Source organism: Brevundimonas sp. GW822-FHT03E11 (assembly GCF_058801445.1).
The window spans coordinates 129,435-140,636 of sequence record NZ_JBXANG010000006.1 but is presented as its reverse complement, the minus strand read 5'-3'; the positions used below and the strand labels follow the sequence as shown (position 1 = coordinate 140,636).

Genomic DNA, 11,202 nt, shown 5'->3' with positions numbered 1-11,202 from the left:
GCCCAACCTCCAGATGCGATCAGGGGGAACTAACGGATGAATCCCATGTTGCGTCAACTCGGAAGACGGCGTTTCCGACTGGCCATCGCCTTGGCGGGCGCGGTCGTGACCCTGCTTCTGGCGGCCACTGGGGTGACGCTGCAACGAGAATTCTCCAGCGCGGACGCTCTGCGCGATGCGGTCGAGCAATCCTATGACACCCGGCTGCAGATTCAGTCCGTCTTCTCATTGATTCAGGACGCTGAGACCGGCCAACGCGGCTATATCATCACCGGGGACGAGACCTTCCTTGAGCCTTATGATCGCGCCCTCGACCGGTTGGACGCTCAGATGAACAAGCTTGCGGGTCTTTCGGCTAAGGACCCGCCACAGGCCGAGAACCAGCGTCTTCTGTCGGAACGGGTCCGGCAGAAGCGGCTGGAGATGCAGCGGACCATCGCGCTGCGCGAATCCGGCCAGGCGTCCGCCGCCATCAGCCTCGTGATCAGCGGGCGAGGCAAGCTGACAATGGATGATATCCGCCAGATCGTGGATCGGATGACGCAGCGTGAGGCCGACCTGCTGTCGGCGCTGTCGGCCGACGCGCGCGAACGGACCCGGCATACCGAATTCCTGGTGGCCCTGATGTTCAAGGTTCTGGTCTTGACCGCCTTGGGGACCGCCTTCCTGGTCTGGCGCTATCTGGCGACCCGCAGCGCCCTGCTGGAGCGGCTGGAGGCCGCCGCCGCCCGCCACAGCGCCACCCTGGACAGCGCCTTCGACGCCATCGTGACCCTGAACCCCAGCGGCAGCATCGAGACGCTGAATCCGGCGGCGGAACGGCTGTTCGGCTGGTCGGCGCCGGAGGTCGAGCGCCGCGACGTCGGCCTTCTGGTCGATGATCTGGCCGAAAACGGAGAGGGCGCCTTTCTGGACCGGCTGGACGCCAGCCACGGCGATCTGGAGCAGGGGCTTCTGCTCGAACTGACCGGCAAGCGCCGGGACGGGGCGCGCTTCCCGGTCGACGTCGCTCTTGCGGCCATGGACCTGCCGACGGGCCGCCATGTGGTGGCGGTGATCCGCGACGCCACCGAACGCCGCCGCATCGCCGAGATGAAGGACGCCTTCGTCTCGACCGTCAGCCACGAACTGCGCACCCCCCTGACCTCCATCGCCGGCTCCCTGGGCCTGGTCGCGGCCGGGGCGGGCGGACGCTTGCCGGAAAAGGCGGCCCGACTGATCGACATCGCCCACGCCAACAGCCGCCGTCTGGTGCGGCTGATCAACGACATCCTGGATGTGGAGAAGCTGGAGGCCGGGCAGCTGAAGATGACCCTGGCCCCGCTGGACCTGCGCGACGTCGCCGCCCGAGCGGTCGAGGGGATCCAGGGCTACGCCGATCAGCTGGGCGTGGGCGTCAGCCTGAACGACGGCCCGCCGGCGCCGGTGCGGGGCGACGGCGATCGGCTGATCCAGGTGGCGACCAATCTTCTGTCAAACGCGGTCAAGTTCTCGCCGTCCGGCGGCGAGGTCCGGGTGACGGTCAATCCCGAGACCCGGATCGCCCGGCTCAGCGTATCCGACCGCGGCCCCGGCATAGCCGACGAGTTCCGCTCGCGCATCTTCGGCAAGTTCGCCCAGGCGGATTCGACCGATGCGCGTGAAAAGGGCGGCACGGGCCTGGGCCTGGCCATCGCCAAGGAGATCGCCGAACGCCACGGCGGGCGGCTGTGGTTCGAATCCGCCGAGGGCGAGGGGGCGACCTTCCATCTGGACCTGCCGCTGGACCAGGCCGATGCGGCGCATGACGAGGAGGCGGTGCGGCTGCTGATCTGTGAAGACGATCCCGACGCCGCGCGCATCCTGGTCGAGATGCTGTCCTATGAAGGGTTCAAGGCCGATGTGGCCGACACGGCGCGCGAGGCGCTGACCCTGGCCCGCCGCGCGCCCTACGCCGCCGCCCTCATCGACCTTCAACTGCCCGACGCCGACGGGGTCAGCCTGATCCGGCAGCTGAAGGCCGATGAGGCGACGCGCGCCATGCCGGTGGTGGTCGTCTCCGGCGACGTGGCCCGGGGCCGGGTGCGCGGCCGCTCGCTGGAGGTGGCCGACTGGGTCGAAAAGCCGGTCGATCAGGACCGGCTGCGCCAGGCCGTCCGCGCCCTGTTCAGCGCCGACGACAAGCCGGTGGTTCTGCACGTCGACGACGACCGCGACATTCTGGAGGTGACGCGCCAGGCCCTGGATACGGTCGAGGTCGTGCCGGTCGAGAGCCTGGCCGCGGCGCGCGAGGCCCTGGCGCGGCGGCGACCGGACCTGGTGATTCTGGACCTGGGCCTGCCCGACGGCAACGGCCTGGACCTCTTGCCGCTGTTGACCGAGGAGGACGGCCGCACCATTCCCGTCATCATCTATTCGGCTCAGGACATGGACAGAGAGGCCGCCCCGGCCGTTCAGGCGGTCCTGATCAAGTCCCGCATGTCCCTGACCCAGCTGGCGCGGACCGTGCGCCGCCTGGCCCCCCGCGCCCGAGGTGTTGCATGACCGCTCTCCACATCCTGCACGTCGAGGATGACAAGGACATTCGCGACGTGACCGCCTTCGCCCTGACGCTGGACCCCCAGGTTACGGTGACCTCGGTGGCCTCGGGCGAGGCGGCCCTGGCCGCGCTGGACGGCGGGCTTCGTCCCGACGTCGTCCTGATGGATGTGATGATGCCCGTTCTGGACGGTCCCGCAGCCCTGGCGCGCATCCGCGAACGGGCGGGACATGAGACGACGCCGGTCATCTTCATGACCGCCCGGGCTCAGTCGAGCGAGATCAGCCGTTATCGCGCCCTGGGCGCCCTGGACGTCATCGTCAAACCCTTCGACCCGATGACCCTGGTGGAGGAGATTCGGACGATCCTGGCCCAGGCCGGGTGAGGGGGCCGTGACGGCGGACATGGCCGATCTGCGGACCCGGTTCCTGGACCGGTGCGTCGGCGATCTGGCGCGGATCGACCGTCACGTCGCGCGGGGCGCCTGGGACGCCGATGAATTGCGCCGCCTGGTCCACAGCCTCGCCGGCGCCGGCGCCGTCTTCGGCTTCCCAGCGATCAGCGAAGCGGCCGGCGACTGCGACGACGCCTTCGCCCAGGACCGCACGCCCGACCCCGCCCTGATCGAAACCTTGGCCCAGGCCATCCGCGACGCCCTGGCGCGGCGGCAGGGCTGAGCCGCCGCCGCGGCTGGGGTTCACCCCGCTCCGTTCAGGGCCTCGAACACGGCCTGATAGCCGTCAGCCTCGGCGAAGCGCAGCGGCTTGACCCGTTCGACCAGGATTTCGCCGCGCGGCGTTTCGCCCCGCTCGATCAGGTCCATCACCTCGGCCGTATAGTCGGCCAGGGGCATGGAGGCGGGGTTCTGGGCATGGCCGGGCATCAGGTCGGTGGCCACGCCGGGCGGCGCCAGCTCCAGCACTTCCACCGCCGTGTCGCGCAGCTGATGGCGCAGGGACTGGGTCCAGGAGTGGAGGGCCGCCTTAGTGGCGTTATAGGTCGGGGTGGCCGTCAGGGGGATGAAGGCCAGGCCGGAGGTGACGGTCATGACCGTGGCCTGGGGCTGGGCCGTCAGATGGGGCAGGAGGGCCGCCGTCAGCCGGATCGGTCCCAGGAGGTTGGTGGCGATGGTCGCCTCCACCGTCGCCAGGTCGAACGGTTCGCCCTTCAAATCCTCGGTCTTCATGATCCCGGCGTTCAATATGACCGCGTTCAGGGCGGGGTGGTCCTTGACCACCTGTTCGCCGAAGGCGGCGACGGCTGTGGGATCGGCGACGTCCAGCGTCGCCCAGGCCATGCCGGGATTGGCGGCGGCGGCGTCTTTCAGCACGTCCGCGCGGCGACCCGTGATGACGATCTGATTGCCGCGCGCATGCAGGGCCTCGGCCAGGGCGCGGCCGATGCCCGTGCCGCCGCCGGTGATCAGTATGGTGTTTCCGCTGATGTTCATGGGGCTCTCCTTCAGGGGATGCGTCAGTGCGGAAACTCAGTTATGACGGTCGCTCTCCACTGGAAAGTAGGCACCGAAACCCGCCATACTTACCCGCAGGAAAGAAATGGACATGACGGCCTATCCGCCCGCAAGAATTTCGCATCCTGAAACCGGCGAGGTCGCCGATCCGCGCGTCGAGGCCCTGGTCAATGAGGTGATCGGGCGTGTGGCGGACAAATGGACCATGCTGATCCTGGAGGTCCTGGCCGAACACGGCGAGACCCGGTTCACTCGCGTGGGCGAACTGGTGGGCGGCATCAGCCAGAAGATGCTGACCCAGACCCTGCGCCAGATGGAGCGCGACGGCCTGGTGGTGCGCACGGTCCATCCGGTCATCCCGCCCAAGGTCGAATACCGCCTGACCGACCTGGGCTTCACCCTGGCCGAGGCCTTCTGCGGCGTCTGGACCTGGGCCGAGGCCAATATCGACCGCATCGAAGCCGCGCGGGCGGCGTTCGACGCGAGGAAGTGAAGAGGGGCCGATCCGCCCGATGACGTCGCCGTATGGGCCGGATCAGGCGGCGGCGTAATCGCGGAAGTCGGGCTGCACCGCTTTGACCCTGAGTTCGGCCAGCTCCTCCAGCCGCTTTTCATCGGCGGGCTCGACCTTCTGTCCGGCGACCTCCGCATAGGTCACCTTTGCGGACAGGATGCGATATTCCCGCTCGAGCGTTTCGTCGTCTTGCACTTTCGCCTCCTAGAGAGGGGCATGGGATCAGGTCTGACAATGGCCGATCCCAGCCCAATTTTCAATCGGCCGCTGCGGGTTTGCCGCGGGCGCGGCCGGGCGGCGCAGGGGCGTTCAGCCCGGCGAGCAGGGCCGCGATCCGAGCGATGTCGCGGACGACATCCACGTTCTGGAGCCCTGGACCGCTGCGATCAAACACGCCCGGCCGATTGCTGGTGGCCGTCACCACGCCCCAGACCTCGTTGTTGTGCCGGATCAGGATCGCCTACCAGCGCTGCGCTGACGAAGGCCAGAATGACACCGGCGATCAGGGCGACCAGACCGGGCGTGCCGGTCGGATCCAGTCGCGACAGGGCCACGATCAAGGCGCCCAGGGCGCCGAGGCCGATCAGCCAAGGCCGATACCGCTCAAGATGCAGCACCCGGTCAGAATATTTGGTCAGGACGTCGCGGGCGTCGCCGCGAAGCTGCGTTTCAAACTTGTCGAAATCGTCCATCCGCATCCTCCCCGGCCGCGCCTGCGCGCCATGGATCACCCTAGCCGGAAACAGGATGGGAGACGACTTTAAAGGGGGCTGGGAACAGGTCTCGGTTGTGCTTCCGCCCCCTACCCTTGCACCTTCTCCGTCAGGAAATGCCGGCCCTGGCGGTCTTCGATTTCGACGATCCACAGGTCGGGGTCGTATTGGCGCTGGCGGGCGATATAGGCGTCCAGTTCGGCCTCGCTGTCCGAGGTCACGGGCTGGATCCACAGCCGCTCGCCGTCGGGGCCGAAGGCTTCGGCATAGAGGCGGGCCGTACGGGTCGAGGTGTCATAGGCCTTGACGATCACGGCGCCGGCGCGAGCGTCGCCCTTGTTCACCACGACGGCGTGGGCGCCTTCGATCTCGGCGCGGCGGATCAGGGCGCCGACCCACAGGTCGCTGGACAGAAGCAATTCGCTAACCCTGTAAGGAAACCAGACTCAAAGGCCCGGCCGCTAGGCTCGGCCCATGATCTTACGGCCTTATCCCCGGCGAACCCAAGTCCCTATCGGCGCGGCCCTGATCGGCGCGGCCGTGGTCGGGGCGGCGGTGATCGCGGGCGATCCGGTCGCGGCCCAGGCCGCGTCTGGGGCGGCTTCGGGGGCGGCCGACCGCTTCTATGAACGCAGCTTCGTCCTGGCCGCCAATGAGCGGTGCGGCCTGTTCCAGCCTCAGCTGACGGCGGCCCTGAACGCCTCGACCTGGCAGGCGCGGGGCGCGGCCCTGCGGGCCGGCGCCGATCCGCGTCAGCTGTCCGAGACCGCCGCCCGCGCCCGCGCCCGGGCGGCCGCCGCCGCCTGCGATTCCGCCGACATGAAGACGGTCAGCGGTCGGGTGAAGACCGCCTTCGCCGGCTGGTCGCGCACGGCGCGAATGAACTTTCCCGGCGACCGGGCGGGCTGGAGCGCCGACCGCGCCGCCTACAGCCGGCCGACCTGGCGGCTGATGCAGGGAACCGCCGTCGGCGCCTCGCCGGTGCGGTTCGGCCTGGTCGGGGCGATGGATCGGGCGGATCAATTGACGGCGGTGGTCTCCTGGCAGGGGCGGTCGCGACCGACCGGGGTGCGGCTGGTCATGCGCGACACGACGGTGGCGCCCCGGCCCTGGCTGGCGCGCGAACTGCCGCCTGCGGCCCAGCGCCGGGTCTTCTGGGCCTCGGGCGTGACGACGGCCGATCCCGGCCTGCTGGTCCAGGGACGCACGGCGGGTCAGGCCTGGCGCTTCCCCCTGGCGGCGGCCGACGCCCTGTCCGGCCTGGATCCGCGCGAGGTCTTTACGGTGGAGTTCGTCTTCCGCGACGGCAGCGTGGCGCGCACGGTCTTCGAGGCGGGCGACTTCGCCGCCGGCCGCGCCTTCCTGGCGATGGGCCAGACTTAGGGCCTGGATCGTCTCACGCCTCGACGGCGGCGCCCGGCGTTTCGTCGGCTTCGATGGCGGGCGACAGGGTTGCGACCGGCAGGCGCACCATGGCCGCCACGCCCTCGCCCAGGGTGCTGTCGATCGTCAGGCGCCCGCCGTGCAGTTCCGCCAGGGATCGGACCAGCGACAGGCCCAGCCCCGTCCCTTGCGCCTTCTGATCGGCGCCGCCGGCCTGTTCGAACGGGCGGCCCAGCCTTTGCAGATCCTCGGGCGCGATCCCCACGCCGGTGTCGGACACCACCAGCTCCAGATAGGGGCCGATCCCGTCCAGCGTCAGGGTCACCGACCCGCCCGCCGGGGTGAATTTCACCGCATTGGACAACAGGTTCAGCGCCATCTGCTTCAGGGCGCGGGCGTCGGCCTCGACCTCCAGCGGATGGGGCGGCAGGACGGGGGCCAGATGCACGCCTTTTTCGTCGGCCTGGGGCCGGATCAGGGCCACGGCGGCCGAAACGGGATCGCGGGCGTCGAACCGGTCCAGGGCCAGTTCGTACCGCTCGGCCTCGATCTTGGACAGGTCCAGAACGTCGTTGATCAGGTCCAGCAGATGGCCGCCCGCCTGATGGATGGACTCGGCGTAGTCGGCGTAGCGGTCGGGCAGGGGGCCGAACAGGCGCTGGCGCATAATGTCGGCGAAGCCGATCACGGCGTTCAGCGGGGTGCGCAGCTCATGGCTCATATTGGCCAGGAAGCGGGTCTTGCCCGCGCTCTGGGCCTCGGCCTCGACCCGGGCGCTTTCCAGCCCCAGCTCGCGGGCGAACTGGGCCGTGCCGTCGAAGGCCTGGGCGATCAGGCGCGGCGCCCCCGCCACCGCCCCCGTCTCGCCGTCGTACCGGCGCAGGATCAGCACCACCCGGCGGTCCAGGGCGATCCGGGGGCTGAACATCACCTCGGCCGGCTGGCCCTGGGCGGCGCGTTGCAGGGCGCCGGCGACGCCGGGGCGGTCGGGGGCGTGGACGGCGGCGATCAGCCCCTGGTCCATCAGGGCCGGGACCGAGACGGACGGCGGGGGCGTGCCCCAGGCGGCCAGGGCGCGGCCGGTCGGCTCCAGCAGCAGGGTCAGGCCCGGCTGGGCGTTCAGCACGGCCTGGACCAGGGCGCCGTCCTGTTCGGCGCGGGTCAGACGGGCCATGCGGCGGTGGCTCGACAGACGGGCCGCCCCGGCCAGGGCCAGAACCGCCAACAGGCCCGACGCCGCCGCCAGGACCGGCGGCTGGGCGGTCGATCCGATCAGCAGGGTCGAGATCAGGCCCGAGATCAGCGGCAGGGCCAGGCCCGCCGTGCCCAGCCGGATCAGCCGGTCTTCGCCGATCCTGGGATCGTCAAGCACCAGCCCGGCCGCCAGGGGCAGCAGCAGAAGCCCCGGCGTCGCCCCGGTGGCCCCGCCGGTCAGGCCCGCCGCCGCCACGGTCGCCAGAAGCCAGCCGCCCATCAGGCTGAACCTCAGACCCGCCGTGTCGCGCACCATCAGGGCCACGCCCGCCACGCCCGGCGCGGCCGTCAGCAGCAGGGCCGCCAGGACCGTGGGCTCCAGCCGGGCGAAGCTCTGGGCCGCCAGGGCCGTCAGGGCGACCGCCGCCGCCCAGCCCGCATGCCACAGGGCGGCCGGCGCCGCCGACGGCTGAGCCGCCGACGCCGCTGCGGTCGGGACCGCCAGCCCGGGTTGTGGAGGGTGATTATGCAAGCGCCGTCGCCATCATGGGTCGTCCCCAGACTAAACGCCGCGCCGAGTCGGCGCGAGGCCCCTCCCGTGTCAGGCGATCTGCAACCGCGCGTTCACCATGAATTTCGGGGGACAAACCGGCCGGTTGTCGTTAACGGCCGGGCGGCCTATCTGGCGGCCATGACCGATCGCACGCCGCCCGCCGACAGCCTGGACCAGACCCTGGCCGACCTCGCCGAGGATTTCGACCTCCTGGGCGACTGGGAGCAGCGGATCGAATACGTCATCGAACTGGGCAAGGGGCTGGCGCCCCTGGACGAGGCCGATCGGGTGGAGGCCAACAAGGTGCCGGGCTGCGCCGCCCAGGTCTGGCTGGCGGTCCATCCGGCCGAGGGGCGGCTGTGGTTCGACGCCGACAGCGACAGCGCCCTGTCCAAGGGCAATATCGCCCTTCTGCTGAAACTCTATTCGGGCCGGACCTCGGCCGAAATCCTGGCCTTCGACGCCAAGGCCGCCCTGGACCGCCTGGGCCTGCCCTCGGCCCTGACCCGCCAGCGCGCCAACGGCCTGAACAGCATGGTCGGCCGCATCCGCGAGGCGGCCCTGGGGACGGCCTGACGCTTGCTAAGGTCATAGTGCGCCACGCTTTTAGAGTAATGTCGCTTAGTTGACACAAGCGCGGCTTAACGGCGTCATGGCCCGGCTTGCAATCAAGTCCGGCCGGCTGGTCGGTCACCCTCTTCCCCATCGGCCGTCGCGCGTCGGGCCAGGATTTCAACTCCGAATGTTCGACATCTGGCGGTCCGGATATCTGAGGCGTCCCCTGACCGAGGTCATGGATCGGCCCCCTCGCCCCGACGAGATCGTCTGGCTGCCCGACCGCGGCCCCCACGCCTTTTACGCCGACCCCTTCGGCCTGGAACGCGACGGGGTTCTGACGGTCTTTGTCGAGGCTTTCGACTATCGGGTCCGGCGGGGCGACATCCACTACTGCCAATATGACGCCGACGACCGGCTGGTGGGGCAGGGGGTGGCCTTGGCCGAGCCCTGGCACCTGTCCTATCCGACCCTGATCGAGGACGGGGGCGAGCTCTATATGCTGCCCGAAGCCTATAAGAGCGGCGGCCTGATCCTTTATCGCTGCCGGCATTTTCCCGACGACTGGGAGGCGGTGGCGCGGCTGGGCGCGTCGCCGGCCATTGATGCGACGGTGGTGCGCCACGACGGCCGATGGTGGATGTTCCACGCCCTGCCGGGACCGGACGACCGGGCCATGCGCGAACTGCATCTGGCCTGGGCCGAGCGGCTGACCGGGCCCTGGACGCCTCACGCCGATCGCCCGGTGATGAGCGGCTTTCAGACCTCGCGGCCGGGCGGCTCGGCCTTTGTCCATGACGGCGCCCTGCATCTGCCGGTCCAGGACTGCGCCCCCGCCTATGGGGCGGCGGTCAATCTCTTGCGGATCGACGTCCTGACGCCCCGGGACTTCGCCGCTACGGTGGTGCGGCGGTTCGAACCGGGCGACTTGGCGGCGGGCTTTTCCGACGGGCTGCACACCCTGTCGGGCGCGGGCGGCGTCAGTTTCATCGACCTCAAGTCGGTGCGCCGAGACCGCGCCGAGCCCTGGCTGAAGACGCAATACAAGCTGCGCCGCGCCCTGGGGCTGAACGGCCCGCGCCGGACCGGGGCGGAGATCTATCCGGCCCTCTTTTCTCCTTCATCCGCGCTTCAGAGTTGACCATGCGTGTCGCCGTCGTCCTGCCGCGCGGTTGCGCCTTCCGCCCCGAGCGGGCCAATTCGATGGAGACGGTGGTGCGGACCCTGGCGGCCCACGCCCGGTCCCAGTCGGCCGTGACCCTGATCTGCGACGCGGACCAGGCGACCGCCCCCGATCCCCGGCTTCTGACGGTGCCTCCCGGCCTGGGCGGGCGGGCGCGAAACCGGCGGATCAAGGCCCTGTTGGAGACCCTCCAGCCGGATGTGGTCGAATATCACCAGCAGCTGAAGTCGGCCTCGGACCTGGCCGCCGAGGGGCCGCCGGCGACCTACGTCCTTTACCGCCACACCCGGATCAAGCCGCCCCGCCATCCGCTGGACGCCTGGCGCTACGGACGTCGGCTGGCGCGGTTCGACCGGCTGGTCTTCGTCAGCGAGGCGGCGGGGCAGGAGTTCGCGGCCGACTATCCGGCCCTGGCCGACCGGGTCAGCGTGGTGTGCAACCCCATTGCGGTCGAGGCCTGGCGCGCCGATCCCGCCGACAAGGAGAAGCTGATCCTGTTCTGCGGCCGGGCCATGGCGGACAAGGGGCTGGACCTGTTCTGCATCGCCCTGGCCCGCGCCCTGGACGCCCATCCCGACTGGCGCGGGGCCCTGGTCCTGGGCGACTGGGAGCGGCACCAGGCCTGGGCCGATCCCTATCTGGGCCTGCTGGACCGGTTCGGCGACCGGGTCGAAATCCTGAAGTCGGCCCCGCTGGAGGCGGTGCGGGCGGTCACGCGGCGGGCGGCGATCGCGGCGACCCCGTCGCGGGTGCGCGAGGCCCTGGGCCTGACCGCTCTGGAGGCCCACGCCGCCGGCTGCGCCCTGGTCTCGTCCGGTCGTGGGGGCTTGCGTGAAGCCAGCGGCGATCACGCCCTCTATGTTGCGGTGGACGGGCCCGACCCCCTCGCCGCCGCCCTGGAGCGGCTGATCACGGACCCGGAGACACGGCTGGCCCTGGCCCGGTCCGGCCAAACCTTCGTGGCCGAGGTCCACGCCCCCGAGGCGCGGGCGGCCCAGCTGGATCGGCTGCGCGAAGCCTGGACCGAACAGGCGCGCCGACGGCGGGCGGAGGCGCCGCCGCGCCCGCGCTTCAGCCTGCCGCGTCTGGGCCTGCCGCCGCTCGGCCGGGCTTGAGGG

The 11,202-nt window shown here is 70.3% G+C and carries 13 protein-coding genes; 8 read left to right on the top strand and 5 right to left on the bottom strand.

Translation table 11 applies throughout. The features are described from left to right. The first annotated feature begins 45 nt into the window (after positions 1-45). From AC1RKE_RS11740 to AC1RKE_RS11730, 3 genes are read left to right on the top strand one after another with little or no spacing between them, the layout of a single operon-like run. Positions 46-2,523, top strand: coding sequence for a CHASE3 domain-containing protein (locus AC1RKE_RS11740; RefSeq protein WP_395942158.1), 2,478 nt, complete (start codon positions 46-48; stop codon positions 2,521-2,523). After that, on the top strand, positions 2,520-2,903 hold the full coding sequence (locus tag AC1RKE_RS11735) for a response regulator (RefSeq protein WP_054764848.1): 384 nt from the start codon (positions 2,520-2,522) through the stop codon (positions 2,901-2,903). The genes AC1RKE_RS11740 and AC1RKE_RS11735 overlap by 4 nt, the downstream gene beginning before the upstream one ends. Positions 2,904-2,910: 7 nt before the next feature. Then, entirely contained in the window at positions 2,911-3,195 is a 285-nt protein-coding gene (locus AC1RKE_RS11730) for an Hpt domain-containing protein (RefSeq protein WP_152949594.1), read from the top strand. A gap of 20 nt (positions 3,196-3,215) precedes the next feature. Here AC1RKE_RS11730 and AC1RKE_RS11725 read toward each other — a convergent pair whose 3' ends face one another. Next, the gene (locus tag AC1RKE_RS11725) at positions 3,216-3,968 is read right to left on the bottom strand and encodes an SDR family oxidoreductase (RefSeq protein ID WP_152949595.1); all 753 of its coding nucleotides are present in this window, start codon (positions 3,966-3,968) and stop codon (positions 3,216-3,218) included. 112 nt (positions 3,969-4,080) lie between these two features. Between AC1RKE_RS11725 and AC1RKE_RS11720 the strand changes: the two genes are divergently transcribed. Further along, complete coding sequence (locus tag AC1RKE_RS11720) at positions 4,081-4,482, top strand: winged helix-turn-helix transcriptional regulator (RefSeq protein WP_224761268.1); 402 nt, start codon at positions 4,081-4,083, stop codon at positions 4,480-4,482. Positions 4,483-4,524: 42 nt separating this feature from the next. Here AC1RKE_RS11720 and AC1RKE_RS11715 read toward each other — a convergent pair whose 3' ends face one another. The 3 genes from AC1RKE_RS11715 to AC1RKE_RS11705 all read right to left on the bottom strand — a co-directional run bounded on the left by AC1RKE_RS11715 (position 4,525) and on the right by AC1RKE_RS11705 (position 5,635). Continuing rightward, the gene (locus AC1RKE_RS11715) at positions 4,525-4,698 is read right to left on the bottom strand and encodes a hypothetical protein (RefSeq protein WP_152949596.1); all 174 of its coding nucleotides are present in this window, start codon (positions 4,696-4,698) and stop codon (positions 4,525-4,527) included. 191 nt (positions 4,699-4,889) lie between these two features. Further along, positions 4,890-5,195, bottom strand: a complete 306-nt coding sequence (locus AC1RKE_RS11710; protein WP_336970542.1) for a hypothetical protein — start codon at positions 5,193-5,195, stop codon at positions 4,890-4,892. A 110-nt stretch (positions 5,196-5,305) separates the two neighbouring features. After that, positions 5,306-5,635, bottom strand: coding sequence for a DUF1491 family protein (locus AC1RKE_RS11705; RefSeq protein ID WP_054764853.1), 330 nt, complete (start codon positions 5,633-5,635; stop codon positions 5,306-5,308). Between the two features lie 55 nt (positions 5,636-5,690). Between AC1RKE_RS11705 and AC1RKE_RS11700 the strand changes: the two genes are divergently transcribed. Beyond that, positions 5,691-6,599: a hypothetical protein gene (locus tag AC1RKE_RS11700; protein WP_082382612.1), complete on the top strand. Its 909-nt coding sequence runs from the start codon at positions 5,691-5,693 to the stop codon at positions 6,597-6,599. A 13-nt stretch (positions 6,600-6,612) separates the two neighbouring features. Here the strand turns inward: AC1RKE_RS11700 and AC1RKE_RS11695 are convergent, their stop codons facing one another. After that, positions 6,613-8,325, bottom strand: coding sequence for a sensor histidine kinase (locus AC1RKE_RS11695; protein ID WP_261339101.1), 1,713 nt, complete (start codon positions 8,323-8,325; stop codon positions 6,613-6,615). Positions 8,326-8,484: 159 nt separating this feature from the next. Between AC1RKE_RS11695 and AC1RKE_RS11690 the strand changes: the two genes are divergently transcribed. From AC1RKE_RS11690 to AC1RKE_RS11680, 3 genes are all read left to right on the top strand, one after another. Further along, positions 8,485-8,922: a SufE family protein gene (locus AC1RKE_RS11690; protein WP_054766842.1), complete on the top strand. Its 438-nt coding sequence runs from the start codon at positions 8,485-8,487 to the stop codon at positions 8,920-8,922. A gap of 166 nt (positions 8,923-9,088) precedes the next feature. After that, positions 9,089-10,042 (top strand): glucosamine inositolphosphorylceramide transferase family protein, encoded by a 954-nt coding sequence (locus AC1RKE_RS11685; RefSeq protein WP_348684255.1) that lies wholly within the window; start codon positions 9,089-9,091, stop codon positions 10,040-10,042. A 2-nt stretch (positions 10,043-10,044) separates the two neighbouring features. Continuing rightward, complete coding sequence (locus AC1RKE_RS11680) at positions 10,045-11,199, top strand: glycosyltransferase family 4 protein (protein WP_348684254.1); 1,155 nt, start codon at positions 10,045-10,047, stop codon at positions 11,197-11,199. Positions 11,200-11,202 lie beyond the last annotated feature (3 nt).

Excerpts from the sequence above, each read along its gene's own strand:
- AC1RKE_RS11740 (WP_395942158.1), top strand. The coding sequence starts at position 46 with ATGTTGCGTCAACTCGGAAGACGGCGTTTCCGACTGGCCATCGCCTTG.
- AC1RKE_RS11735 (WP_054764848.1), top strand. The coding sequence starts at position 2,520 with ATGACCGCTCTCCACATCCTGCACGTCGAGGATGACAAGGACATTCGC.
- AC1RKE_RS11725 (WP_152949595.1), bottom strand. The coding sequence starts at position 3,968 with ATGAACATCAGCGGAAACACCATACTGATCACCGGCGGCGGCACGGGC.
- AC1RKE_RS11720 (WP_224761268.1), top strand. The coding sequence starts at position 4,081 with ATGACGGCCTATCCGCCCGCAAGAATTTCGCATCCTGAAACCGGCGAG.
- AC1RKE_RS11710 (WP_336970542.1), bottom strand. The coding sequence starts at position 5,195 with ATGGACGATTTCGACAAGTTTGAAACGCAGCTTCGCGGCGACGCCCGC.
- AC1RKE_RS11700 (WP_082382612.1), top strand. The coding sequence starts at position 5,691 with ATGATCTTACGGCCTTATCCCCGGCGAACCCAAGTCCCTATCGGCGCG.
- AC1RKE_RS11690 (WP_054766842.1), top strand. The coding sequence starts at position 8,485 with ATGACCGATCGCACGCCGCCCGCCGACAGCCTGGACCAGACCCTGGCC.
- AC1RKE_RS11685 (WP_348684255.1), top strand. The coding sequence starts at position 9,089 with ATGTTCGACATCTGGCGGTCCGGATATCTGAGGCGTCCCCTGACCGAG.
- AC1RKE_RS11680 (WP_348684254.1), top strand. The coding sequence starts at position 10,045 with ATGCGTGTCGCCGTCGTCCTGCCGCGCGGTTGCGCCTTCCGCCCCGAG.